This is a genomic window from Aminobacter ciceronei (assembly GCF_014138625.1).
GTDB lineage: Bacteria > Pseudomonadota > Alphaproteobacteria > Rhizobiales > Rhizobiaceae > Aminobacter > Aminobacter ciceronei.
This window is the reverse complement of sequence record NZ_JACJHY010000049.1, coordinates 1-23,674: the sequence shown is the minus strand read 5'-3', so window position 1 is coordinate 23,674 and position 23,674 is coordinate 1. Positions and strand designations below refer to the sequence as shown.

24 protein-coding genes, 1 tRNA gene and 1 riboswitch are annotated in these 23,674 nt (G+C 63.4%); of the genes, 16 read left to right on the top strand and 9 right to left on the bottom strand.

Translation table 11 applies throughout. From position 1 onward, the window contains the following. Nucleotides 1–4: 4 nt before the first annotated feature. The 4 genes from HNQ95_RS30665 to HNQ95_RS30650 all read left to right on the top strand — a co-directional run bounded on the left by HNQ95_RS30665 (nt 5) and on the right by HNQ95_RS30650 (nt 2,517). Nucleotides 5–550: a thioesterase family protein gene (locus HNQ95_RS30665; protein WP_067965439.1), complete on the top strand. Its 546-nt coding sequence runs from the start codon at nt 5–7 to the stop codon at nt 548–550. Nucleotides 551–626: 76 nt separating this feature from the next. Beyond that, nucleotides 627–932 carry a hypothetical protein gene (locus HNQ95_RS30660; protein ID WP_154387163.1) on the top strand — a complete coding sequence of 102 codons (306 nt, stop codon included), beginning with the start codon at nt 627–629 and terminating at the stop codon, nt 930–932. A gap of 129 nt (nt 933–1,061) precedes the next feature. Then, nucleotides 1,062–1,712 carry a S24 family peptidase gene (locus HNQ95_RS30655; RefSeq protein WP_067967097.1) on the top strand — a complete coding sequence of 217 codons (651 nt, stop codon included), beginning with the start codon at nt 1,062–1,064 and terminating at the stop codon, nt 1,710–1,712. 1 nt (nt 1,713) lies between these two features. After that, nucleotides 1,714–2,517 carry a thermonuclease family protein gene (locus tag HNQ95_RS30650; protein ID WP_067965434.1) on the top strand — a complete coding sequence of 268 codons (804 nt, stop codon included), beginning with the start codon at nt 1,714–1,716 and terminating at the stop codon, nt 2,515–2,517. A 1-nt stretch (nt 2,518) separates the two neighbouring features. On the opposite strand, the gene HNQ95_RS30645 is transcribed toward HNQ95_RS30650, so the two are convergent. Together HNQ95_RS30645 and HNQ95_RS30640 are read right to left on the bottom strand one after the other, a co-directional pair. Next, nucleotides 2,519–2,896, bottom strand: coding sequence for a GNAT family N-acetyltransferase (locus HNQ95_RS30645; protein WP_083948802.1), 378 nt, complete (start codon nt 2,894–2,896; stop codon nt 2,519–2,521). Between the two features lie 91 nt (nt 2,897–2,987). Continuing rightward, entirely contained in the window at nt 2,988–4,637 is a 1,650-nt protein-coding gene (locus tag HNQ95_RS30640) for a lysine--tRNA ligase (RefSeq protein ID WP_067965430.1), read from the bottom strand. Nucleotides 4,638–4,793: 156 nt separating this feature from the next. Between HNQ95_RS30640 and HNQ95_RS30635 the strand changes: the two genes are divergently transcribed. Beyond that, nucleotides 4,794–5,207 carry a tellurite resistance TerB family protein gene (locus HNQ95_RS30635; protein ID WP_067965428.1) on the top strand — a complete coding sequence of 138 codons (414 nt, stop codon included), beginning with the start codon at nt 4,794–4,796 and terminating at the stop codon, nt 5,205–5,207. 16 nt (nt 5,208–5,223) lie between these two features. Here the strand turns inward: HNQ95_RS30635 and HNQ95_RS30630 are convergent, their stop codons facing one another. Both HNQ95_RS30630 and ppk2 read right to left on the bottom strand, forming a co-directional pair. Continuing rightward, entirely contained in the window at nt 5,224–6,066 is an 843-nt protein-coding gene (locus tag HNQ95_RS30630; RefSeq protein ID WP_154387161.1) for an ABC transporter substrate-binding protein, read from the bottom strand. A 700-nt stretch (nt 6,067–6,766) separates the two neighbouring features. Then, complete coding sequence (gene ppk2, locus HNQ95_RS30625) at nt 6,767–7,705, bottom strand: polyphosphate kinase 2 (RefSeq protein WP_083948698.1); 939 nt, start codon at nt 7,703–7,705, stop codon at nt 6,767–6,769. Between the two features lie 98 nt (nt 7,706–7,803). Here ppk2 and HNQ95_RS30620 point away from each other — a divergent pair, with 98 nt between their 5' ends. The 5 genes from HNQ95_RS30620 to HNQ95_RS30600 all read left to right on the top strand — a co-directional run bounded on the left by HNQ95_RS30620 (nt 7,804) and on the right by HNQ95_RS30600 (nt 12,140). Then, a complete protein-coding gene (locus HNQ95_RS30620) occupies nt 7,804–9,081 on the top strand; it encodes an ATP-binding protein (protein WP_067965424.1) in 1,278 nt (425 codons plus the stop codon). A 146-nt stretch (nt 9,082–9,227) separates the two neighbouring features. Then, complete coding sequence (locus HNQ95_RS30615) at nt 9,228–9,497, top strand: autorepressor SdpR family transcription factor (protein WP_067965423.1); 270 nt, start codon at nt 9,228–9,230, stop codon at nt 9,495–9,497. Beyond that, entirely contained in the window at nt 9,494–10,144 is a 651-nt protein-coding gene (locus tag HNQ95_RS30610) for an SdpI family protein (RefSeq protein WP_067965422.1), read from the top strand. Before HNQ95_RS30615 ends, HNQ95_RS30610 begins: the two co-directional genes overlap by 4 nt. A gap of 167 nt (nt 10,145–10,311) precedes the next feature. After that, complete coding sequence (gene phoU / locus HNQ95_RS30605) at nt 10,312–11,037, top strand: phosphate signaling complex protein PhoU (RefSeq protein ID WP_067965420.1); 726 nt, start codon at nt 10,312–10,314, stop codon at nt 11,035–11,037. A gap of 89 nt (nt 11,038–11,126) precedes the next feature. Next, nucleotides 11,127–12,140 carry a magnesium and cobalt transport protein CorA gene (locus HNQ95_RS30600; protein WP_182576002.1) on the top strand — a complete coding sequence of 338 codons (1,014 nt, stop codon included), beginning with the start codon at nt 11,127–11,129 and terminating at the stop codon, nt 12,138–12,140. A gap of 89 nt (nt 12,141–12,229) precedes the next feature. Here the strand turns inward: HNQ95_RS30600 and HNQ95_RS30595 are convergent, their stop codons facing one another. Further along, nucleotides 12,230–12,748 carry a GcrA family cell cycle regulator gene (locus tag HNQ95_RS30595; RefSeq protein ID WP_067965418.1) on the bottom strand — a complete coding sequence of 173 codons (519 nt, stop codon included), beginning with the start codon at nt 12,746–12,748 and terminating at the stop codon, nt 12,230–12,232. 354 nt (nt 12,749–13,102) lie between these two features. Between HNQ95_RS30595 and HNQ95_RS30590 the strand changes: the two genes are divergently transcribed. The 3 genes from HNQ95_RS30590 (at nt 13,103) to HNQ95_RS30580 (ending at nt 16,338) form a co-directional block, all read left to right on the top strand. Further along, nucleotides 13,103–14,296 (top strand): aspartate aminotransferase family protein, encoded by a 1,194-nt coding sequence (locus HNQ95_RS30590; RefSeq protein ID WP_067965417.1) that lies wholly within the window; start codon nt 13,103–13,105, stop codon nt 14,294–14,296. A 15-nt stretch (nt 14,297–14,311) separates the two neighbouring features. Next, nucleotides 14,312–15,229 (top strand): ornithine carbamoyltransferase, encoded by a 918-nt coding sequence (gene argF, locus HNQ95_RS30585; protein WP_182576003.1) that lies wholly within the window; start codon nt 14,312–14,314, stop codon nt 15,227–15,229. 116 nt (nt 15,230–15,345) lie between these two features. Further along, nucleotides 15,346–16,338 carry an Hsp33 family molecular chaperone gene (locus tag HNQ95_RS30580; RefSeq protein ID WP_182576004.1) on the top strand — a complete coding sequence of 331 codons (993 nt, stop codon included), beginning with the start codon at nt 15,346–15,348 and terminating at the stop codon, nt 16,336–16,338. A 19-nt stretch (nt 16,339–16,357) separates the two neighbouring features. Here the strand turns inward: HNQ95_RS30580 and apaG are convergent, their stop codons facing one another. Both apaG and HNQ95_RS30570 read right to left on the bottom strand, forming a co-directional pair. Then, nucleotides 16,358–16,750 (bottom strand): Co2+/Mg2+ efflux facilitator ApaG/CorD, encoded by a 393-nt coding sequence (apaG, locus tag HNQ95_RS30575; RefSeq protein WP_182576005.1) that lies wholly within the window; start codon nt 16,748–16,750, stop codon nt 16,358–16,360. Nucleotides 16,751–16,910: 160 nt separating this feature from the next. Beyond that, on the bottom strand, nt 16,911–18,104 hold the full coding sequence (locus HNQ95_RS30570) for an O-succinylhomoserine sulfhydrylase (RefSeq protein ID WP_067965413.1): 1,194 nt from the start codon (nt 18,102–18,104) through the stop codon (nt 16,911–16,913). A gap of 43 nt (nt 18,105–18,147) precedes the next feature. Further along, a riboswitch (SAM riboswitch) is annotated at nt 18,148–18,225 on the bottom strand. A gap of 142 nt (nt 18,226–18,367) precedes the next feature. On the opposite strand from HNQ95_RS30570, the gene HNQ95_RS30565 reads away from it, so the two are divergent. Both HNQ95_RS30565 and HNQ95_RS30560 read left to right on the top strand, forming a co-directional pair. Further along, the gene (locus HNQ95_RS30565) at nt 18,368–19,456 is read left to right on the top strand and encodes a 2'-deoxycytidine 5'-triphosphate deaminase (protein ID WP_182576006.1); all 1,089 of its coding nucleotides are present in this window, start codon (nt 18,368–18,370) and stop codon (nt 19,454–19,456) included. A gap of 109 nt (nt 19,457–19,565) precedes the next feature. After that, nucleotides 19,566–20,348, top strand: coding sequence for an ABC transporter substrate-binding protein (locus tag HNQ95_RS30560; protein ID WP_182576007.1), 783 nt, complete (start codon nt 19,566–19,568; stop codon nt 20,346–20,348). A 136-nt stretch (nt 20,349–20,484) separates the two neighbouring features. Here HNQ95_RS30560 and HNQ95_RS30555 read toward each other — a convergent pair. Together HNQ95_RS30555 and HNQ95_RS30550 are read right to left on the bottom strand one after the other, a co-directional pair. Continuing rightward, nucleotides 20,485–20,558, bottom strand: a tRNA-Gly gene (locus tag HNQ95_RS30555). 93 nt (nt 20,559–20,651) lie between these two features. Then, nucleotides 20,652–22,475, bottom strand: a complete 1,824-nt coding sequence (locus tag HNQ95_RS30550; protein WP_182576008.1) for a glycosyltransferase — start codon at nt 22,473–22,475, stop codon at nt 20,652–20,654. Between the two features lie 104 nt (nt 22,476–22,579). Here HNQ95_RS30550 and HNQ95_RS30545 point away from each other — a divergent pair, with 104 nt between their 5' ends. Next, the gene (locus HNQ95_RS30545; protein WP_182576009.1) at nt 22,580–23,566 is read left to right on the top strand and encodes a UDP-glucuronic acid decarboxylase family protein; all 987 of its coding nucleotides are present in this window, start codon (nt 22,580–22,582) and stop codon (nt 23,564–23,566) included. Nucleotides 23,567–23,674: the final 108 nt, after the last annotated feature.

Below are 23,674 nucleotides of genomic sequence, written 5' to 3'. Positions count from 1 at the left end.
CAGCATGTACGTCTGGGCAAGACTGGCACGCATGGCCGCGACGAAATCTCGTCGCGGCCCTTACCGTTTTGGCGATGAGGGCCGGCTGTCGTTCCGCTGCCTGCCGACCGACATCGACTTCAACATGCATCTCAACAATGCGCGCTACATGATGCTGGCCGATGTCGGTCGCATCGACATCTTCATGCGCTCGGGCCTGATCGAGCTCGCCCGCAAGCGTGGCTGGGCACCGATGCTGGGTGGCCTGCAGACGGTGTTCGTGCGCGAAATCAGGTTGTGGAAGCGCTTCGACGTCGTCTCCTCAATCGAGACCTGGAGCGGCTCCGAGGTGATCGGCAAGCACCGCTTCGTGCTCGAAAACGGCGAGACAGCGGCGCTGATCATGACCAGCGCCGGTGTCTACGACCGGGCCAACCGCCGCTTCGTGCTGATCGACGATCTGGTGCGCGAGCTCGGCGCCGACATCACCCCGCGTGACGCCAGCGAGGAGGAGAGCATCTTCATCGCCTCGCACAAGGGCCTGCGCACGCTGGCGAAGTCGAAGGACTGATGCCGCTTCTGGCGGCGGGTGGAGAGTGCTAAAATAGCGAGACCTGAACGATTGTGCATTGGGAGGAGTGTTCGCCATGCGCATGATGCTGAAGGTCTCAATCCCCACCGAAGACGGCAACAGGGCGATCAAGGACGGCTCGCTGCCCCAGGCCATTGAACGCGTCATGGCCGACCTCACGCCGGAGGCAGCCTATTTCACTGCCGAGGCCGGGCGCCGCACGGCGTTCATCTTCCTCGATGTGGCCCATTCGTCCGACATGCCGCTGGTCGCGGAACGCTTCTTCTTCGGCTTCAACGCCAACGTCGACATGATCCCCGTGATGAATGCCGACGACTTGAGGAAGGGCCTGCCCGCGGCGATGGCCGCGCTGGCAGGCTGATCCCTTTCATCAGCGGCAGCGTGCAGACCTGCGACGCGGTCACTCTGGCTGTCCGCATTGGCGGTGGACAACGGCGACAGGCGTGGTTAAATGCCGAAAGGTATTTTTTCCTGTCCGAAGGAGAGCGCCATGCTCTCGCATGAACGTGTCTGGGCCGCGATCGACGCTCTCGCCGAGCGTTATTCGCTTTCGGCGTCGGGCCTCGCCAAGAAGGCCGGGCTCGACTCGACGGCGTTCAACAAATCCAAGCGCCAGTCCGTCGATGGGCGGCCGCGCTGGCCGTCGACGGAGTCGCTGGCCAAGATCATCGAGGCCACCAATTCCTCGCTCGAGGAGTTCCTGGGTTTTGTCGAACCGGTGCGAACGGTCAGCAGGGCCAAGGGACGGGAACGGGCGGCCGGCGTGCCGCTGCTCGGCTTCGCGCAGGCCGGCGCCGGCGGCTTTTTCGACGATGCCGGTTTTCCGGCAGGGCAGGGCTGGGACCTCATCGAGATTCCGGCGCGCGCCACCGAAAGCTCCTACGCGCTCGAGGTCCAGGGCGACTCGATGTTGCCGCTCTACCGCAATGGCGACGTCCTGATCGTCGAGCCTGGGGCCGTGGTGCGCAAAGGCGACCGCGTGGTGGTCAAGACGATCTCGGGCGAGGTCATGGCCAAGGTGCTGGAGCGCCAGACGCAAGGCATCATCGAACTGGTCTCGCTCAATCCCGAGCATCCGATCAGGCGTTTTCAGGCCCATGAGGTCGAATGGGTGGCGCGCATCGTGTGGGCGAGCCAGTAAGGTGCGTCCGGCAGCCATAGCAGTCGCCGCCGCGGGGTTCGGCATCGCGGCTTTGCTCGTCACCATGGGCGGGCACAGGCTCGCGGCGATCGAGGCGCCCGAGATCGACGTGATCGACGAAAGCGACCTGCCTGACATGCCGCCGCCGGAAGAGGGTAGCACGTCGGCGGTCGAGCCGGAGGCGCTCGATGCCGAGGCTGCGTCGAGACCGGTGGCGCCTGAAGACATCGCCCCGCCGCCGCTCGAGCAGGGCGATCTTGTGCGCGAAGCACCGCGCCCGCCATTGAGCGAACTCAGCCTGGCGTTGCCGCCCAAGCCCAAGATGCCCGACGATTGGGACGGCACAACACTGTTCCAGCCGGTAGCGTCGGCTTCAGGCCTGATCGAGGCCAAAGGTTTCAGTGTGGCGATTGCGGGGGTGACCCCCGTCGATGTCGGCGAAAACTGCAGCTATGAGGGTAAGGAGTGGAACTGCGGAACGCGGGCGCGCACGGCGTTTCGCAGCTTTCTGCGCTCCCGCGCCGTGGTCTGCGATGTGCCGCCTCAGTCCGAGCGCGGCGTGATCGTTGCCCGCTGCCGCATTGGCAAGCAGGACGTCGGCGAATGGCTGGTCGCCAATGGCTGGGCCAAAGCCGAGGCCGGTGGTCCCTATGTCGAGGCGGGCAAGAAGGCCGAGGCCGAGAAGAAGGGCATCTACGGGCCGGTACCGACGCGCATCGAGATGACGCTCACGCCCGTGGGGACGAGCCTGCCCGCGGTCGAGCCGCCACCATCCGAGCCGGCCGTCGAAGAGCCGGCGCAATAATTCAGGCGCTTTCGGGCAACCGCTCCAGATAGAGGTCGAATTCGTCGCGATGGGTTTCGACGAAGCCGTGGCGCTCGTAAAAGCGCCGGGCGTCGCTGCCGCGCAACACGTCGAGGCGGATTGGCTTGGCACTCTCATTGGCCTCGCCCAACAGCTGTCGCAATATGGCGCCGCCGACACCACGCCCCTGCGCTTGCGGCACGAGATAGAAGTGCTCGAGCAACAACGCGCCATCTTGTGGGCCAAAGGCGACGCAGCCTATCAGCTGTCCGGCCGGGTCCAGGATCAGGCGCGTATGCTCGGGGCGGAACGACGCGCGAAAGCGGGCACGCGCCCGCTCTGGATCGAAGCGGCCGATGCGCTCCAGGCTCGGCCGCATTGCATGCAATCTAATCTCGAACAAGCGTTCGAAATCAGCCTCGCGGGCTGGCACCAGGCTGAACGCAGCGGCCGCGCCGGCTGGTGGCACGTCAGGCCGCCAACTTGCCTTCCAGCGCCTTGGTGATCAGCGCCCGGGTTTCGGCGATGCCGTAAAGGGCTGCGAACGAGCCGAAGCGGGGACCGCGTTCCTGGCCGATCAGCACCTGGTAGATCATCTGGAAGAAGGCGCCGGACACGCCGGGGCCACCCTCCGGACTCTTCTTGCTGTGGTCCTGGTAGCGCTCGATCTGGCGCGCGACGTTAAGCGAGGCATTCTGGATGGCTTCGCCGTCAGCACCCGCGGGCAGGTCGGCAAGCGCCTTTTCCAGCGCTTCCAGTGCCGCCCGCTCGACCTCGTCGGCCGGCCGGAAGGTCTTGGTCGGCTTCACGAAATCGTCGAAGTAGCGGACGGCATAGCCGGTCAGCTTGTCGAGCTCGGGATGCGTCTCGGGCGTCACGCCGGGCGCATGGCGCGAGATGAAGCCCCACAGAACTGCCTTGTCATGCGCGTTGGAGGCGCTGACCAGGTTGAGCAGCATCGAGAACGGCACCGGCATGTCGACAACGGGCGGGTTGCCGTCATGCATGTGCCAGACAGGATTGCCCAGCCGTTCCTTCCATTCCTGTCGCGGATACGCGGAGAGGAAGGTGTAGTACTCGTCGACGGCGCGCGGGATGACGTCGAAATAGAGTTTCTTGGCCTGGCGCGGGCGCTGGTACATGTAGAGCCCAAGGCTTTCGGTCGGCGCGTAGGTCAGCCACTCGTCGATGGTGAGGCCGTTGCCCTTCGACTTCGAGATCTTCTGGCCGTTCTCGTCGAGGAACAGTTCGTAGACGAAGTGCTCCGGCGCGTGCCCGCCCAATAGGTTGCAGATGCGGTCGTAGATGACGGCATTGGTCTGGTGATCCTTGCCGAACATTTCGAAGTCGACGCCGAGCGCTGCCCAGCGCATGCCGAAGTCCGGCTTCCACTGCAGCTTGACCTTGCCGCCGGTGACCTCAAGCGTGGTTTCGGTGCCTTCGTCGTCGAAGGTGATGGTGCCGGCCTTGGCGTCGACATGCTTCATCGGCACGTAGAGCACGCGGCCGCTCTTGGGCGAAATCGGCAGGAACGGGCTGTATGTCGCCTGGCGCTCTTCGCCCAGCGTCGGCAGCATCACCGCCATGATCTGGTCGTAGCGCTCGGCGGCGCGCAGCAGCATCGCGTCGAACTTGCCGGCCTTGTAATACTCGGTCGCACTGGCGAACTCGTACTCGAAGCCGAAGGTGTCGAGGAAGCGGCAGAGCATGGCGTTGTTGTGGTCGCCGAAGCTGGCGTAGTCGCCGCCGAAAGGATTGGGCACCGCCGTGAGCGGCTTGTGCAGGTGCGGTTCGAGGAAGGCGCGGTCCGGCACGTTGTCGGGGATCTTGCGCATGCCGTCCATGTCGTCGGAGAAGCACAGCAGCTTCGTCTTGACCTTGCCTTCGGTCAGCACATGGAAGGCGTGGCGTACCATGGTGGTGCGCGCCACTTCACCGAAGGTGCCGATATGCGGCAGGCCGGATGGGCCGTAGCCGGTCTCGAACAGGACGATCTCGGGAAATTCTTTGCCTTTGTAGCGCTCGACGATCTTTTTGGCCTCTTCGAACGGCCAGGCTTTGCTTTCAGCCGCTGCCGCGAGGAGTTCGGGGTTGAGATCGATGGTGTTTGATCTCGTCATGTCGAGAGCCCTTTGATTGTTGGGCGGAGTTTCCGCCGAAGACGGCCATGCTCTATGCGCGCATGCCGCGGGCGTCAACGATTCCGGCCATTTTTCGTTGCAGTGACGGGGTTGCGTTCCTAAGTTCGGGCGAGATTCAACACTTTGGAGACCTCCATGCCCTTGCCGACTGCCCACGAGGCGCTGATCTATCTGATGGTCATCACCTCAGCTTCCGACCGCGACATGACCGATGTCGAGCTGGCGCGGATCGGCGAGGTGGTCAAGTCCTGGCCCGTCTTCATGGACTTCGACCAGAAGCGGCTGATCGGCGTGGCACAGGACTGCCAGGAGCTGCTGCACGAGGAGCCGGGGCTGGAAGGCGTGCTCGAACTCGCCCGCCGGGCAATTCCGGAGCGGCTACACGACACGGCCTATGCGGCGGCCTTCGAGGTGGCTTCAGTCGATCTCGAAATGCGGATGGAGGAGGTGCGCATCCTGCAGCGCCTGCGCCATCACCTGAGCGTCGACGCGCTGACTGTCGCTGCAATCGAGCGCGCCACCAAGGCCCGCCACCGCTCCCTGACCTGAGCCGGTCGAGCCTTGGTCAGAAGAAGCTGACCGGGAAGTAGCGGAGATAGAGCTCGGCGAAGGTGCCCTTGGCCGAGATTTCGTGCAGCGCGTAGTCGAAGGCTGCGGCAAGTGCGGCATTGCCTGGCGTTGTCGCGATCGCAAGCCCGGTGCCGAGATATTCGGGCGCCAGGTAGGGCCCGCCGGCAAAGCGGCAGCAGCCGACGGCGTCGGTGCCGCTCAGCCAGAACGACAGGCGCATGCCGTCGCCGAAGACGGCGTCGAGCTTGCCGTCTTTGAGGTCTGCGTTGAGCCAGTCCGGCTTGGCATAGGTGACGACCTTCAGATTGCCGAAATAGTCCCTGAGCACACGCTCATGCGCCGAGCCGGCGATCACGCCGACACGCTTGTCGCGCAGCTTGTCGACCAGCGGCTCGGTGACGGCCTGCGCCTTCTTCATGATGAAGCGCGCCGGGAATTGCAGATAGGGCCGCGAGAAGGCGTATTTTTCGCGCGTCTCGGCCGTTGCCGGCACGCCGGCGATGAGGGCTTCGCCTTCGCCTGCGTTCAGCGCGCTGCCGAGCTCGTTCCAGGGCAGGGCCTGGATCTGGCATTTCTCGGCAATGCCGAGTTCCGCGCAGATGGCGCGGGCGAGGTCGACATGGAAGCCCGACAGGCGGCCCGCCTTGTCGATGAAGTTGAAGGGCGGGAAATCTGTGGTGGTCAGGAAGCGCAGGCGCGGCAGCGTCGACAGATCAGGCTTCGGCAGCCGCTCCTTGCTGTCCCACAGCACCGGCACCTGCGGTTCGGCCGACCGGGCCGGGCCGGGCAGTGTTGCAAGCGACATGACGATCGCAAGCATCAGCGGTGCGGGGTTCATGTCTGCTCCGGGCCTTCGGTTGCCGCGTGTCCGGTCTGGACACGCGTCGCGATGATCACTGGCAGAAGCTTTAGCGTCGTCGTCGCGCGCAGGCAAAGCGATTGTGGAACAATGCACCACAAGGGTCACAAGCCCCGAGGTGAAAAAGACAATCTAAGTTAATTAGTCGGCGTCTCACCCGTTCGGGGCATGGCCTCAAATGGGCCAATATGCATAATCGCCTGCGGGGAGTTGCAGCATGGGGGTGTTGCAATGCAACTGGACCAGTCGCCTTGGGGGGGACGCACCTGCGCGTGCGGGCTGTCTGAAACAGCTGGCGTGGCTTGGTTCGATTACTGTCGTAGTATCCAAATTTACGGCTCGCAGGCCGTGGGTGCGTGATGGTTGCGGTTGACTCCAGTCACGCGACCATCCGCCCCGCTTTTTCTGCGTCCGCGCTGTATTGCGCGCCACCGAAGCTCAGGCGTTCGACGAAGCAGACGGCACCACGCCTATGAGGCTGGTATGGCGCTGCCGGCTTGCGCTGAAACCAAAAGACCGCCGCAGCTTCTGAAGGCTGTGCGCGTTTGCGACGGCGTGTTGGGCGATGCTGCCATGGGCAGGTGGTGCTTGCTGTTGGAGCGATGCCGGTGGTCGCCCCATTGGGCGAATACACCGCATCGGCGCCGCCGCGCGAGCTCACTCATTTGCCTTCAAACCGCTAGTCCTTCAGGAACTTCATGCCTTCGGCGATGATCTTGCCGTCGGGCCTGCCGACAACGTCGAGATCGCGGCCTTCATAAGGCAATGCCCGCAGGATATGGCGGATGACCGCGATGCGGCCGCGCCGCTTGTCGTTGGCCTGGACGACGATCCATGGCGCGTGCTGGGTGTGGGTTTTTTCGACCATCAGGTTCAGCGCCCTGGTGTAGTCGTCCCATTTGCTGATGCCGGCAATGTCCATCGGCGAGAACTTCCAGCTCTTGAGCAGGCTGTGGCGACGGTCGTGAAAACGCTTGAGTTGCATCTCCTGGCTGATGTCGAGCCAGAACTTGAAGAAATGGATGCCCTCGTTGACGATCATCTTCTCGAAGTTCGGCGTTTCGTCGAGGAACTGGCGGTGCTGCTCGGGCGTGCAGAAGCCCATGACCGGCTCGACTCCGGCGCGGTTGTACCAGGAGCGGTCGAAGGTGACGAACTCGCCCGAGGTCGGGAAATGCTCGACGTAGCGCTGGAAATACCATTGGCCGCGTTCGGTCTCGGTCGGCTTGGTCAGAGCAACGTCGCGCGCCGTACGCGGGTTGAGGTATTGGCGCACCGCAGCGATGGTGCCGCCCTTGCCGGCGGCGTCACGGCCCTCGAACAGGACGAGCACGCGCTTGCCGACGGCCTGCAACCAGGCCTGCAGCTTGACCAGTTCGATCTGCAGCTGTTCGATCGTCTTTTCGTATTCCTTCTGCGGCAGCTTGTCGTCATAGGGATAGTGGCCCGACGTCAGCGCCTTCTTGTCGATCCAGTCGGGCAGGACGGGGTCGTTGATGTCGAAGCTGCGCTCTTCCTTGCCGATCCTGATCTCGACGGGGCCGGCGACCGGCACCGGATCGACCTTAACCGCCGCGCTGGCGGCGTTGTCCTTCTTGCTTTCCTTGTCTTTTTTCATGACCTCGGCACCTTTCCAGCTCGGCAAGTCATGCTATTGGGTGGCTTGGAAGCGGTCCAGAGGCTTCTTGCGGGTGCTGCGGCACCGGAAACGTTCGTATGGCAGAGACCACCACGCAGACGAAGGCAAGGCGCACGGCGCGGATCGGGGTCGGCCGGCTGTACCAGAACCGCTGGATGTTGGCCGCGGCGATCCTTGCCGTCCTCGCGGTCCATTTCTTCGGCGGCGTCTCCGTGCCCTTCACTTTTGGGACGATTGCAGCGCTAATCTTGTTCGCGCTCGTCGCGCCGCGCACGCCGGCAGCCCGCCGGCTGGCCGAGGCCAGCGCCGGCATCGAGCGCTCGCTGCTCGACAGGCTGTCGGGCGAGAAGCTGGCGGCAGCAGTTGCCGATCCGCTCATCATCTTCGACCGCGACGGCACGGTGGTGCATGCCAATGCGGCTGCCGAGACGGCCTTCGGCGCGATCAGGCCCGACCTTCCGCTGCTTTTGAAGTTCCGTGCGCCCGAAATGCAGGCGCTGATCGAGACGGTGCTGGCGGGCGCGGGCAACGGGCAGGCTACGGACTATGTCGAGCGGGTGCCGTTCGAGCGTGTTTATCGCGTCACCGCGTCGGCGGTCGGGCGCGGCACCGGGCTGTTCGTGCTGGCGTTCAAGGACCAGAGCGAGGCGCGCCGTATCGACCGTATGCGCGCCGACTTCATCGCCAACGCCAGCCATGAGCTGCGCACGCCGCTCGCCTCCATCGCCGGCTTCGTCGAGACGCTGCGCGGTCCGGCCCGCAACGATCCCAATGCGCGCGACCAGTTCCTGCAGATCATGCAGAACCAGACCGGCCGCATGGCTCGCCTGATCGACGATCTCTTGTCGCTGTCGCGGCTGGAGATGAAGCCCTATCTCAAGCCCGGCGTCCGCGTCGACCTGCGCCAGACGGTCGACGCGGTGATCGCCTCGCTCGGCCCTCTGGCCGGAGAGACCGGCGTGGTCGTCGAGCGCGATTTCGGCGATGGTTCGTTCGAGGTTCACGGTGACCGCGACGAGCTGTTCCAGGTGTTCCAGAACCTGCTCGAAAATGCCTGCAAATACGGCCAGTCGGGCGGGCGCGTGCAGGTGACGATGCGGCGCGTCGGGCAGGGCAGCGAAGCCGAGCTTGAAGTCACCGTCCGCGACTTCGGTCCGGGCATTCCGGAAGAGCATATTCCACGCGTCACCGAGCGCTTCTACCGCGTCGATGTCGAGACCAGCCGTGCGCAGAAGGGCACCGGCCTCGGCCTGTCGATCGTCAAGCACATCCTGACGCGGCATGGCGCAAGGCTGTCGATCCGCTCGAAGCTGGGCGAAGGATCGGCCTTCACAGTGCATTTCCCCATCGCCTGAGCCGCAAGCAAAACTTGCCTTGTCGCATGCAGCGTCGACCGCCTGGCATGGGCAGCCGGTCGACGCTTCTGCATTTCGATAATTCGCATTGACTCTAATTAGAAGAATTTCTAAATAATAGCGCAGATACAATCAACGGCGGCCAGATGGGGATCAATGCGGTTTTTGAGGCGCTTTCACACCCGGTCCGGCGGCGGATCCTGGCGTTGCTCAAGAACGGGCCGCTGAGCGCGGGCGAATTGGCAGGGCATTTCGATCTGACCAAACCGACGCTGTCGGTGCATTTCAACAAGCTCAAGGAGGCCGAGCTGGTCGCTGTCGAACGGCGCGGCACGAGCCTGATCTATCACCTCAACACGTCGATCCTCGAGGAGGCCCTAACAGGACTCCTCAGCCTGAAGGACCAGGAACCATGAAGCAGGCCCTGTTTTCGCGCATCAATCTGGCGCTTGCGGCAGCCCTCGCTGCCGTCACGCTTGCCGGTTACCTGCTGGTGCCGGCGGGCACGATGTTGCCGATCCATTGGGGGCCGAGCGGCGAGGCAGATGCATTCTGGCCGCGCGACACGGCATTGCTGCTGACGCCCGTGGCGGTTGTTACGCTGTCGGTGCTGCTGGCCTTCATCGGAAACCGGGCGGGACCGGAGCAGATGGCGTCGAGCAAACATGCCTTTGCGACCGTCATACCCCTCATGACCGGGCTGATGCTGACGATCCAGGGCTCGATCGTGCTGATCGGCCTCGGCTACCCCGACCAGATGGTGCGCGTCATCACGCTGTCGCTTGGCGTCATGCTGATCCTTGTGGGCAACGTCATGCCCAAAACCCAGCCCAATGCCATCGCCGGCGTGCGCTTGCCGTGGATCATGAATGATCCCGCGCTCTGGCGCGCGACGCAGCGGCTGACCGGCATGCTGTTCGTTGCCGGCGGCATCGTGCTGGTGGTTTGCGCGCTGCTGGTGCAGCATCCGACCTGGCTGATCGCCGCACTGCTGGCGGCGTTCCTGGTGCCGCTGCTCGTGGGTGGCATCTACAGTTACCGGTTGGCCAATCACACGCGATGATTGCCCGAAGCCGGCAAAGCGATCTTTCCGATGTGCAGACCTGGCAGATTTCGTCGCGCCGGCGCTAAATCCTTCCCCGGTTTCTTTTTTCCGTCATGCGGCTAGCGTAAAGCGCTAGATTCAGGATCACGATTCCCCAACGGGAACCGACGAAAGAAAATTCGGCCATGCAGTCACAACATATTGTCAGTGCCTACGACGACGAGCTGAAATTCCTGGCGCGGAAGATCGCCGCGATGGGCGGCCAGGCTGAGCGTATGGTCGATCAGGCGATCGCCGCTCTGGTCAATGCCGACCCGGCACTTGGCCAGAGGGTGATCCAGGACGACATCGTGCTCGACGAGGCCCAGCGCGAGATCGACGACAAGGCGATCCTGATCATCGCCAGGCGCCAGCCGATGGCGACCGACCTGCGCGAGATCGTCGGCGCGATCCGTATTTCGGCCGATCTCGAACGCGTTGGCGACCTTGGCAAGAACATCGCCAAGCGTGTGCTGGCGGTGGCCGAGGGCCGGCAACCCAACAGCCTGTTCCGCGGCCTGGAGGCTTTGGCGGAGCTCGCGCTGACCCAGCTTAAGGAAGTGCTCGACGTCTACGCCTCGCGTTCGGTCGAGCGTATCGGCTTCGTGCGCGACCGCGACGAGCAGATCGACGCCATGTACACCTCGCTGTTCCGCGAGCTTTTGACCTACATGATGGAAGATCCGCGCAACATCACCCCGTGCACGCACCTGCTGTTCGTCGCCAAGAACATCGAGCGCATCGGTGACCACGCCACCAACATTGCCGAGACGATCTATTACATCGTCACCGGAGAGCAGATGCCGCCCGAGCGTCCCAAGGAAGACAAGAGCCATCGCGTGACGCTGGAAGGCGAGGGAAAGTCCGGCTGAGCCACGATGGACGCAGGCTCTTCTGCGCCGGGTGGTGAAGGTCTAGAATAGTCTCCGATCGGCGGGGCTGATCCCCGCAGGGGTGCAGCATGACCGAACTGGCCAGGAAGTTCGACAAGGACCCCGAGCTGGAAGGCGGTGTCGTCGCCTCCAGCGTCTATTTCGGCGGCCATCGTATTGCCGACATCCCGATCGAAGAAGCCGGCCTCTGGGCGGCCAAGGAAGGCCACGTCGTCTGGATTGGCCTGCTCGAGCCGGCCCGCGAGCTGCTGCTCAGGGTGCAGCGCCAGTTCAATCTGCACGACCTTGCCATTGAGGACGCCGAGCATCCGCACCAACGTCCCAAGATCGAGCAATATGGCGATGCCTTGTTCATCGTCGCACGCACAGCGCAGTTGGTGCAGGGTCGGGTGAATTTCGGCGAGACACACATGTTCGTCGGCAAGGGCTACATCGTCAGCGTCCGCCACGGCGTCTCGACCTCCTATGCCGCTGTCCGCCAGCATTGGGAAAGCTGTCCGAGCGCGCTGGCAAAAGGCGAGGACTTCATCCTCTACGCGATCCTCGATTTCATCGTCGACAACTACATGCCGGTGCTTGAGCAGATCGAGGAAGAGGTCGACCTCATCGAGGATGGCGTTCTGGCGCGGCCGATGACGTCGAAGGACATCGAGCGGCTCTACATGCTGCGGCGTGACCTGTTGCGCCTGCGCAATGCCGCCGGCCCACTGGTCGAGGTCTGTCGCCGCCTGACCAGCGCCGACCTGCCGCAGTTGCGACCGGCGATGCATCCGCTGTTTCGCGACGTCACCGACCATATCCGCACCGTGCTGGAAAAGGTCGACAATCTGCGCGAGGTGCTGGCCTTCGCCTTCGAGGCGAGCCTGCTTGTCGGCCAAAGCCAGGAAACGGCGATCGCCAAGAAGCTCGCCTCCTGGGCGGCCATCCTCGCCGTGCCGACGGCGCTTGCCGGCATCTACGGCATGAATTTCGCCGAGATGCCCGAGCTGCATTTCGAGTACGGCTATCCCACCGTGCTGGTCGCGATCGCGACGATCTGCTCGATCCTGTACTGGCGCTTCAGGAAGAACGGGTGGCTGTGAGAGCAGCAAATGGTGAGTAGCGGATAAGAAAAGGCCCCGGAACGCTTGGCGATCCGAGGCCTTTCTCAATTGCACTGTTTGCTATTCGCTCAGCGCGAGCGGCGGCGCTCCGAGGCCGGCTGGAAGGCGATCTTCGAGTGGTAGCCGCAATAGGGCCCACTCTCACCGGCTTCGTTGCCGCAGAAACTGAAGTCTTCGCTCAGCGGATCGCCGTTCGGCCACTTGCACGTGCGCTCGCTGAGCTGAACCAACTGCAGGCGGCGCGAGATCGGCACGACGACGTTCTCAACCGGGCGGATGTACTGGCGGGCAACCGGCTCGACCTCGAACTGCGCCTGCAGCGCGGTTGCGCCGATGCTGGCGGTTACGGTGCGCGTCGCCGTGACTGTGCGCTGCACAGTCTTGGTCGCGGTCGTTGCCTGCGTCGTCTTCTTCTGACGCGCCGGGGCAGCCGTCGCGCGGCCGCGGCTCGACAATTTCAGGCGGTGAACCTTGCCGATGACGGCATTGCGGCTGACGCCGCCCAATTGCGCCGCGATCTGGCTCGCGCTCAGACCTTCCGACCACAATTTCCTGAGTAGTTCGACCCGCTCGTCAGTCCAATTCATGAGACAGTGCTCCTGATTTAACGCGCAGTACTCGGAATCCTTTTCCGTCCGGGCAAAGCCGGTTGGACACCACATCTATTCGGTGATTATGTCCGCCGCACGAAATCTAGTTATTTCTCAATTACAATTACCGATGCGCTGACTCCGTGACAAGAGTCCGAGAGGGCAGCACGATTCGGTTTTTACGGTTTTCCCCAACTTGCCGAGATAACGTGGCTACGCGGCAACGGGTGGCTTGGAATGCGCTGGCATAAGCGACGTTTTCGTTGACTTCATGGCAGAAAAACCTGATATAGCCGCAGGCCGCCGCTCTGAGGCGGCTTTTTGATTTTCCGGGCTTCGGAGAGACATATAATGAGCGGTTCGGCGCTTTTCGAGACGTTTGCTCGTGCACCTCTGGCTTTCGAGCGAGGTGAGGGTTCCTGGCTGATCACCGAAACCGGCGAGCGATATCTCGATTTTGCTGGTGGCATCGCGGTAAATTCGTTGGGCCACAGCCATCCGCATCTCGTCCAGGCACTGACCGAGCAGGCTGCCAAGCTCTGGCACGTCTCCAATCTGTACCAGATCCCCGGCCAGAGCCGGCTTGGCGAACGCCTGGCCGAAAACTCCTTCGCCGACCGCGTCTTCTTCACCAACTCGGGTGCGGAAGCGCTGGAGTGCGCGATCAAGACGGCGCGCCGCTACCAGTATGTGAAGGGGCATCCCGAGCGTTACCGCGTCATCACCTTCGAGGGCGCCTTCCATGGCCGCACCCTGGCGACAATCGCCGCCGGCGGCCAGGCCAAATATCTTGAGGGCTTCGGTCCGAAGGTCGAAGGCTTCGACCAGGTCGCTTTTGACGACATCGATGCGGCGGAGAAGCTGATCGGACCGGAGACGGCGGCGATCATGCTCGAGCCGGTGCAGGGCGAGGGCGGCATCCGTCCGTTCCCGACCGCATCCCTGAAGCGCCTGCGCCAGCTTTGCGACAAGCACGGCCTGCTCTTGATTTTCGACGAAGTCCAGTGCGGCATCGGCCGGACCGGCAAGCTGTTTGCCCATGAATGGGCCGGCGTCAATCCGGACCTGATGGCGATCGCCAAGGGCATCGGCGGCGGTTTCCCGATGGGTGCCTGCCTGGCCACCGAGGAGGCAGCAAGCGCGATGACTGCCGGCGTGCACGGCACCACCTTTGGCGGCAATCCGCTTGCCATGGCCGTCGGCAATGCCGTGCTCGACGTCGTGCTCGAGGAAGGCTTCCTCGATGAGGTCAGCCGCAAGGCACTGCTGATCAAGCAGGGCCTCGCCGCCGTCGCCGACGAGTTCCCCGACGTGATCGAGGGTATCCGCGGTTCCGGCCTGATGCTCGGTCTCAAATGCACCATGCCCAACACCAAGGTGAACATGGCGCTGCGTGACCACAAGCTGCTTGCGGTGCCCGCAGGTGATAATGTGATCCGCCTGCTGCCGCCGCTGACGACCAGCGACGCGGACATCCAAGAGGCGCTCGCGCGGGTTCGCGCCGGAGCTGCCAGCCTTTCCAAGGCCGCCGCCAGCGGCGGCTGAACCCAAGGAAGTTACATGACCAGCGGGATTCGCCATTTCACCGACCTCTCGGCACTTTCCGGGAGCGACCTTCGCGGGATTCTCGACGACGCAGCCAAGCGCAAGGCGCGCCTGAAAGCCGGCGAGCGATCGAAGCCGCTGGAGGGCAAGGTACTGGCGATGATCTTCGACAAGCCGTCGACCCGCACGCGCATCTCGTTCGATGTCGGCATGCGTCAGCTTGGCGGCGAAACCATCATGCTGACCGGCACCGAGATGCAGCTCGGCCGCTCGGAATCGATCGCCGACACCGCCAAGGTGCTGTCGCGCTATGTCGACGCCATCATGATCCGCACCACCGCGCATGACCGACTGCTCGAGCTGACCGAGAATGCGACCGTTCCCGTCATCAACGGCCTGACCGACGACACCCATCCGTGCCAGCTGATGGCCGATATCCTCACCTTCGAGGAGCATCGCGGCCCGGTGCGCGGCAAGACCTTTGCCTGGACCGGTGACGGCAACAACGTGCTGCACTCGCTGCTCGAGGCTTCGGCCCGCTTCAGCTTCAACGTCAACATCGCCGTGCCCGAGGGCAGCGAGCCGGAGCAGAAGTATATCGACTGGGCCCGCGCCAATGGCGGCAAGGTCATGATCACGCGCTCGCCCGAAGACGCGGTTCGCGGTGTCGACACCATCGTCACCGACTGCTGGGTGTCGATGGGCCAGGAGCATCGCGCCCGCGGCCATAACGTGTTCCTGCCTTATCAGGTCAATTCCGACCTGATGAAGCATGCCAAGCCCGACGCCCTGTTCATGCACTGCCTGCCGGCGCATCGCGGTGAGGAAGTGACCGACGAGGTCATCGACGGCCCGAACTCGGTGGTCTTCGACGAGGCGGAAAACCGGCTGCACGCGCAGAAGGCCGTGCTCGCCTGGTGCCTGGGCGCTTGAATGCGTGATCCCGCGACCCTATCTGGGGCGGGATCATTCAATTATCATCAAAGCCATGTTCTGCGACCGTCGGCGGACCGACCGGGCGCGGAACTCTATAGATGGGATAAGTTCCAGTGACTGACACCGAACGCAAGCTCGGCGAATTCGGGTTCGCCGGCGACGACCATGTCGTTCCATTCCAGGTCGAGCCGCTCGACGTGCGTGGCCGCACCGTCCAGCTCGGCCCGCTGCTCGACCAGATCCTCGGACGGCACGACTATCCCGAGCCGGTGGCCAGGCTCCTGGCTGAGGCCTGTGTGGTCACGGTGCTGCTCGGCACGTCGCTGAAATTCGAAGGCAAGTTCATCTTCCAGACCCGCACTGACGGGCCGGTCGACATGCTGGTCGCCGACTTCACCACGCCGCATTCGCTGCGCGCCTATGCACGCTTCGACGCCGACCGCGTCGATGCGGCGATAGAGGCCGGCATGACCGCGCCCGAGGATCTGCTCGGGAGCGGCGTGCTGGCGCTGACCATCGATCAGGGCGAGCATACCCAACGCTACCAGGGCATCGTCGAGCTCAACGGCATCACGCTGGAAGAGGCGGCGCGCGCCTATTTCCGCCAGTCGGAACAGATCCCCACCGAGGTCAAGCTGTCGGTGGCAAAGCTCGTGCTGCCGGCCGAAGGCGGCCCGCGCGAGCATTGGCGTGCCGGCGGCCTGTTGGCGCAGTTCCTGCCCGACTCGCCCGAGCGCCGGCGCGTGGCCGACATCCATGGCGGCGACGGCGACGAGCGCGACATCGCAGTCCACCCGGACGACAACTCCTGGCAGGAGCTTCTGGCGCTGGTCGGAACCATCGAGCCGACCGAACTGATCGACCCGACGGTCGGCACCGAAAGGCTGCTCTACCGCCTGTTCCACGAGCATGGCGTGGTCGTCTATGACGGCGTTCGCGTCGTCGACGAATGCTCGTGTTCGGGCCAGAAGATCAAGGGCATCCTGCAGGGCTTCACGGCCGAGGAAATCACTGACAGCGTCGAAGACGGCGTCATCCGCGTCGCCTGTGAGTTCTGCTCCAAGTCCTACGAATTCGACCCGGCAGAATTCGCACCGGTACAGTGAAGTCGGGCGCAATGATGCGTCAGTTCAGCCTGGGGCGAGCATCGGGCAAGTCGAGCGAGAAGGCCGGGATGGCGATGTCGAACATCTCGCCCGCCTCGTTGCGCATGGTGTAGCGCCCGACCATGATGCCTGACGGCGTCGAGAGCGGGCAGCCGGACGCATATTGATAGCTGTCGCCGGGATTGAGTTCGGGCTGGTCGCCGACCACGCCCGGGCCGCGCACTTCTTCGACCTTGCCGCTCGCATCGGTGATGTGCCAGTAGCGCGACAGCAACTGGACGAATTCGTCGGAATTGTTCTCGATGGTGACGCGGTAACCCCAGACGTAGCGGTTTTCCGATGGCTCCGACTGGTCCACCAGATAGAAGGGCTCGACCTCGACCGCGATGTTGCGGGTGATTGCGCGATACATATGCTGCGCTCCTTGGCCTGCACGATGACAGAGTCCGCCGCGCGAGGCTGCGGGTCAACTGCTGTTCGACAAAATCACGCCGATTGTGATGAGGCTGTGACGGATCTTACCGCCGGCTTGAACGGCGCTCCCGGTTGCGGAGCGCCGTTGTCCCGGGCGTCTAGCGCGCCGCCTTCAGCGCGTCGCCGATGTCGTTGAGCAGGTCGTCGGCGTCTTCGAGGCCGACCGACAGACGCAGCGTGCCGTCGTCGATGCCGAGCTCGGCGCGGGCCTCGTCGGTGAGGTTCTTGTGCGTCGTCGTCGCCGGATGGGTGATCAGGCTCTTGGCGTCGCCGAGATTGTTCGAGATCAGCACGATCCGCAGCGCGTTCTCGAAGGCGAAAGCGGCTTTCTTGCCGCCCTTGACGTCGAAGCAGATCAGCGTCGAGCCGCCCGACATCTGGCGCTTGACGATGTCGGCCTGCGGGTGGTCGGCGCGGCCCGGATAGATCAGGCGCGACACTTCAGGCTGCTCGGCGAGGAAGTCGGCGATCTTTCCGGCGGTCTCGGTCTGCTGGCGCACGCGCAGCGGCAGTGTCTCCAAGCCCTTGAGCAGCGTCCAGGCGTTGAACGGCGACAGGCTCGGGCCGGTGTGGCGGAAGTAGTCGTGCAGGTTCTCATCGATCCACTTCTTGTCCGACAGGATGACGCCGCCGAGGCAGCGGCCCTGGCCGTCGATGTGCTTGGTGGCAGAATAGACGACGACATGGGCGCCGAGCTCGAGCGGCTTCTGCTGCATCGGCGTGGCGAAGACATTGTCGACGACGAGGCGTGCGCCGATCGAATTGGCAAGGGTCGCGACCGCCGCGATGTCGACGACTTCGAGCGTCGGGTTGGTCGGGCTTTCCAGGAAGAACAGCTTGGTGTTGGGCTGGACCGCCTTTTCCCAGTTCTCGATCAGCGTGCCGTCGACCAGCGTCGCCTCGATGCCATACTTGGGCGCCAGCGTCTCGACGACCCAGCGGCACGAGCCGAACAGGGCACGGGCAGCAACGATGTGGTCGCCGGCCTTCAGGCCGCACAGGATGGCGGCGGTGACGGCCGCCATGCCGGAGGCGGTGGCACGTGCGTCCTCCGCGCCTTCGAGCGCACACATGCGCTTTTCGAACATGTCGACGGTGGGATTGGCGTAGCGCGAATAGATGAAGCCGGGGGTCTCGCCCTTGAAGCGGGCCTCGGCGCTTTCGGCGCTTTCATAGACATAGCCCTGGGTCAGGAAGATCGATTCCGAGGTCTCGCCGAAGCCGGAGCGAAGGCTGCCGCCATGGACGAGGGTGGTCTGGGGTTTCCAGTTACGCTGCTTTTCGGAGCTCATAGCCAAATCCAAATACAAAAAAACCGGCCGCGATAAGTCGCAACCGGTCCACAACGCGGCCCTTTAGCGACTTGTTTAACGTGGCTGCAAGCCGACCGGCCAAATCACCACGGGATAAATGTCCTTTAGACCCGCAGCCTGCTTGCGTCAATTGCGAGGACGACTAAACGTTTTGGGCCACGCACATGAGCCCGGAAACGGTCGGGATCCAGCGGCCCCGGCTCGCTTTTTTGGGCTGGCGGCGCTGTAGAGGAGTGAGGCAATTGCGGCAGTCGGGCATTCTTCCAGACCAGGACATCGCGGCGCTGTTTGCGTCGGGCGCGCTCAAGGCGTCGCCGCTCGATGCCGACCAGATCCAGCCGGCGAGCCTCGACCTGCGCCTTGGCGCCATCGCATATCGCGTGCGCGCGTCCTTCCTGCCTGGCCCCAATTCGCTGGTTCAGGCCAAGCTCGACCGGCTCAAGCTGCACGAGATCGACCTGAGCAATGGCGCGGTGCTGGAGACGGGCTGCGTCTACATCGTGCCGCTGCTGGAGAGTCTTGCTTTGCCTGCCGAAATATCGGCCTCGGCCAACCCGAAGAGCTCGACCGGCCGCCTCGACATCTTCACCCGTGTCATGACCGACCATGGCCAGGAGTTTGACAAGATTCCCGCCGGCTACAGCGGCCCGCTCTATCTTGAGGTCAGCCCGCGCACCTTCCCGATCGTCGCGCGCAAGGGTTCGCGCCTGTCGCAGATCCGCTTCCGCAAGGGAAATGCGCTGTTGTCGGAAACCGAGCTCAACGCGCTGCACCTGTCCGACCGGCTGGTGGCGATCGATCCGCCAAACATTTCGGGGGGCGGCATCGCGCTGTCGATCGACCTTGCCGGTGCGCCCGGCAGCATCGTCGGTTATCGTGGCAAGCACCATACCGGCCTCGTCGACGTCGACAAGCGCGCCGCCCAGAAGGTCGTCGACTTCTGGGAGCCGATCTACAATCATGGCGCCGAGGAATTGGTGCTCGACCCGGACGAGTTCTACATCCTGGTGTCGCGCGAGGCTGTGCATGTGCCGCCGCTCTACGCCGCCGAAATGACGCCGTTCGACCCGCTGGTCGGCGAGTTCCGCGTCCACTATGCCGGCTTCTTCGATCCAGGCTTCGGCCATTCCGGCGCCGGCGGCACCGGCAGCCGCGCCGTGCTCGAGGTACGCAGCCACGAAGTGCCGTTCATCCTGGAACACGGCCAGGTCGTCGGCCGCCTCGTCTACGAGCACATGCTGGCACGCCCGAAAGCGCTTTATGGCACCGACCTCGGCTCCAACTATCAGGCTCAGGGACTGAAGCTCTCAAAGCATTTCCGTACGGACTGACCTTAGGTCAGGGCCTGCCGACCTTAGTCTGCTTGTCCATTTCAAGCCGCTGTGCTTGGCTGCGGGCAGGGACGCCCGACATAAGGGTGCCCGGCAAATGGAGAGGATCATGCAGATTTCGTGGAAGTTCGCTTGCGCTGCTTCGCTGGCAGCGCTGTTGTCTGCGGCGGGCGGTGCCTCGGCGCAGGACGCAACAAAGCTCAAGATCGCCACAGAGGGCGCCTATCCGCCCTTCAACAATCTGAGCGCCGACGGCAAGCTCGTCGGCTTCGACGTCGACATCGCCAATGCGCTGTGCGCTCAGATGAAGGTCGAATGCGAGATCGTCGCCCAGGATTGGGACGGCATCATTCCGGCGCTGCAGGGCAAGAAGTTCGACGCCATCGTCGCCTCGATGACCATCACCGAGGAACGCAAGAAGCAGGTTGCCTTCACCAACAAATATTACACCACGCCGCTGGCGCTGATTGCGCTCAAGACCTCCGAGTTGACCTCACCGGAGCCCGATGCGCTGAAGGGCAAGTCGGTGGGCGCACAGGCCTCGACGACGCAGAGCATCTATGCAGAGGACCACTATGCCAAGGCCGGCGCCGACGTGAAGCTCTATCCGACGCAGGACGAGGCCGTGGCCGACCTGACCAATGGCCGCCTCGACGCCGTCGTCGCCGACAAGTTCGTGCTCGTCGACTGGATGAAGACCACCGGTCAGGATTGCTGCAAGATGATCGGCGATCTCAAGGGCACCGAATCCGAGACCGGCATTGCCGTCCGCCTCGATGGCACCGCCTTGCGCGACAAGCTTAACGCCGCCATTGACGCCATCTACAAGGACGGCACCTACGCCAAGATCAACGCGAAGTATTTTGACTTCGATATTTATGGCGCGGATTGATCGCTGATACCTGAACACCGAAGGCCGGGCGCTTGCGTCCGGCCTTTTCGTATCCGGAGCAGGCGTCGCAAGACGCATGTGATAGCACCCGCCTCGGGTTGGCTGCGGGCAGGGCGAAAGATCTTGCTGCAAAAATTGGAGCGGGTAGCGGGAATCGAACCCGCGCGTTCAGCTTGGGAAGCTGACAGGCTACCATTACATCATACCCGCGCGGGCACTTGGTTAGCATTCGCCTTGCGGGCAGGCAATCGGGAAACGTGTTGTACCAGTGCCGACGCAATTCGGCTGCCGCGCCGGGCGACGTTATTTGTACTTCCGCAGGATCGACAGCGCTTTGCGCAGCTCGGACAGTGCAATCTCGCCATAGGCGCGCTGCTTGAGCTTCCCGCCATATCCGGCGCGGAGGATCTTTCGTGCCTGGCTGCCGGAAAAGCGGGCAAGGATTTCACGGCAAAAGACACGCGAGCGAAACTCGGCCGCCAGTGTTGGTGCATTTGCCAGGAAGACCGCGAACACCTTGCGGTCGCCGTAGAACCTGCGCAGTCGCTTGGGTGTTTCGCGGGTGATGAGATCCAGCACCGACCAGTAGCCGCCGTCGAGCATCCAGGCATATCTGCCTGCATTGGCCAGGAGAAAATCGATATCGGTCAGCGTCGCTTCCTCGGCGAGCCGGTAGTATTCCGGCGTCCCGGATCGAAGCCAGGGCGAGCTTTCATGGTTCGAGAAGGCGTTTTCCCCATGCAGCCTGTAGCCTGACAGAACGACATCGATAAGGGCGCTGCCGCCAAAGCCATGGCACATGAAGTTGAAGTAGCCGTCCGCCGCCCGCATGTGTCTGGCTTCGCCGCCGCGCCGGACCAGCCGCAAGTGCGACGCCCGGTACATGTTTGCCGTACCGGGACTCCATTGCCAGCCGCTTGCCCACCTCGGCACGAGAACGGTCCGCGCCGACAGTTGCTGGAAGTGCTGCTGTGAGACGGTCGGCAGCCGGAAGACGGACGCTTCGACATGCAAGTTTCGCGTCTGGCTCTGGCTGTCGACGGCGCCGCCGCCAGCGGCAGCCAGGATGTTTCCCACCGCGTCCATTTCCGCGACGCTGGACGAGGTGAAGGCAACGCTTTGCCGCAGCGCCAGGTGAGCCTGGACATGCATCGACGCGTAGGTCGACAGCAGCACATCGTCGGCATCGACGAAGCTGACGAAGCCGCCCTTGATCTTGTCGAGCGACCAGAATGCCGCGCCAAGCTGGCCGAGATTTTCCGGCAGCGTTTCGATACGGAAGCGACTGTCATTGCCGACATGTCTGGCGATGACCTCGACGCTGTCGTCGGTCGAGCCATTGTCGATGACCAGGCACTCAAAATTGGGGTAGTCCTGCGCCTTGATCGAGTCGATCGTCGCACCGACGTAGCGGCCATAGTTCCAGGCGATGACGACGAAGCTGACCAAGGGCGGCTTGATCGACCCGCCGGAGGCCTCGTCGATGCTCCGCCCGCCGATGGTGAAACCTGAAGCGGCATCGCGGGACGGGCTCCAGGTCTTGCGGACGATCACCTGGTAGTCGTTGTGCAGGACCTCGTACTCTCCTGCTCTTGCCTGGAGAAAGGCGTCGATGCCGGGCTTTGGGCGCTCGGCGGCCGGCTTGGCCGGCTGCCAGAGATAGTCGTCCAGGATCATGATGCCGCCCGAGGCAAGCAGGTCCCAGCTCTGCTGGGCGTCGGTGAAAGCCGAGGCGGCATGGTGGTCGCCGTCGACATAGACGACGTCGAAGCGGCGCGACTCGCGCTGCAGTTCCGACAGCGCCTCGATCGAGAAGGCCTTCAGCTTTTCGAGCCGGTCGGAAAAGAGCTTCGTGTTGGCATCGAAGCGTGCCTCGACTTCGCTCATGTCGGTGTGATGGCGCGAGCCGGGTGTCCTGTGCTCGACGCTGCCCTCGAATGTGTCGATGCAGGTCAGATGGCAATTAGGCAGGAATTTCAGGAAAAACAGCGCCGAGCGGCCCTCGAAGGAGCCAATTTCCAGAACCCGCAGCGGCTCCTGCGCGCGCTCGCGCAGCAGCTTTTCCCAGATCGGGATGTGGTGGGATGTCCAGTCCCTGCTGAAAGCGCTGCCGTCGAAATAGTTCATTCAAACGCGCCTATTGGCCTGGAAATGCCGAACTTGTAGAAACATGAGCGACATTGCATGAGCTTGCCCGCCAAGCAATGCCTGTAGCGAAAGCAGAGGCCGACATGCGTCCAGAAAAGCGGGTACTGGTTACAGGTGGAGCGGGTTTTCTTGGCTCGCATCTTTGCGAACGGCTTCTCGCGGCAGGGACGCATGTCTTGTGCGTCGACAGTTTCTACACCGGTGCGCGCGCCAATGTCGCACACCTTGCCGAACATTCCCGTTTCGAATTGATCGAGCACGACGTCTGCCAGCCGCTTTTTGTCGAAGTCGACGAGATCTACAACCTGGCCTGTCCGGCGTCGCCCATCCATTACCAGCGCGATCCGGTGCAGACCACCAAGACCAGCGTGCTCGGCGCCATCAACATGCTTGGCCTCGCCAAGCGTCTAGGCGCCAGGATCCTCCAGGCCTCGACATCGGAAGTCTATGGTGACCCGGCCGTCCACCCGCAGGACGAGAGCTACTGGGGCAACGTCAATCCGATCGGCCCGCGCTCGTGCTACGACGAGGGCAAGCGCTGCGCCGAAACGCTGTTCTTCGACTACCGGCGACAACACGATCTGGAGATCAAGGTCGCCCGCATCTTCAACACCTATGGCCCGAGGATGCAGCCCGATGACGGGCGCGTCGTCTCCAACTTCATCATGCAGGCGTTGCGCGGCGACAGCATCTCGATCTTCGGCGGCGGCACGCAGACGCGGTCGTTCTGTTATGTCGACGACCTCGTCGACGGCCTGATCAGGCTGATGGCCTCTCCACGCGATTTCACCGGACCGGTCAATCTGGGCAACCCGGAGGAGTTTTCGATGATCGAGCTCGCCCGCGCGGTTCTGGCCGAGACGGGCAGCAGGTCGCGGCTCGAGTTCTTGCCGTTGCCCGAGGATGATCCGAAGCAGCGGCGGCCCGACATCACCTTGGCCGGTACTCTCGGCTGGCGACCCGCCACGCCGCTGGAGCAGGGCCTTCAGCGCACGGTTGCCTATTTCCAGGAACTGATGGACGCTCAACCGCACATCAAGGACGGTGGCGTGGTGGCTGCTGCTTCCTGAGCGCGACTGGCGACGGCCTAGGTGTCGTTTCCAAGAAGGTTGTTCAGTCTTTGGAACGGGCTGATGCCTCCAAGGGCCGAGTGTGGGCGTGCCAGGTTGTAGTTGGCT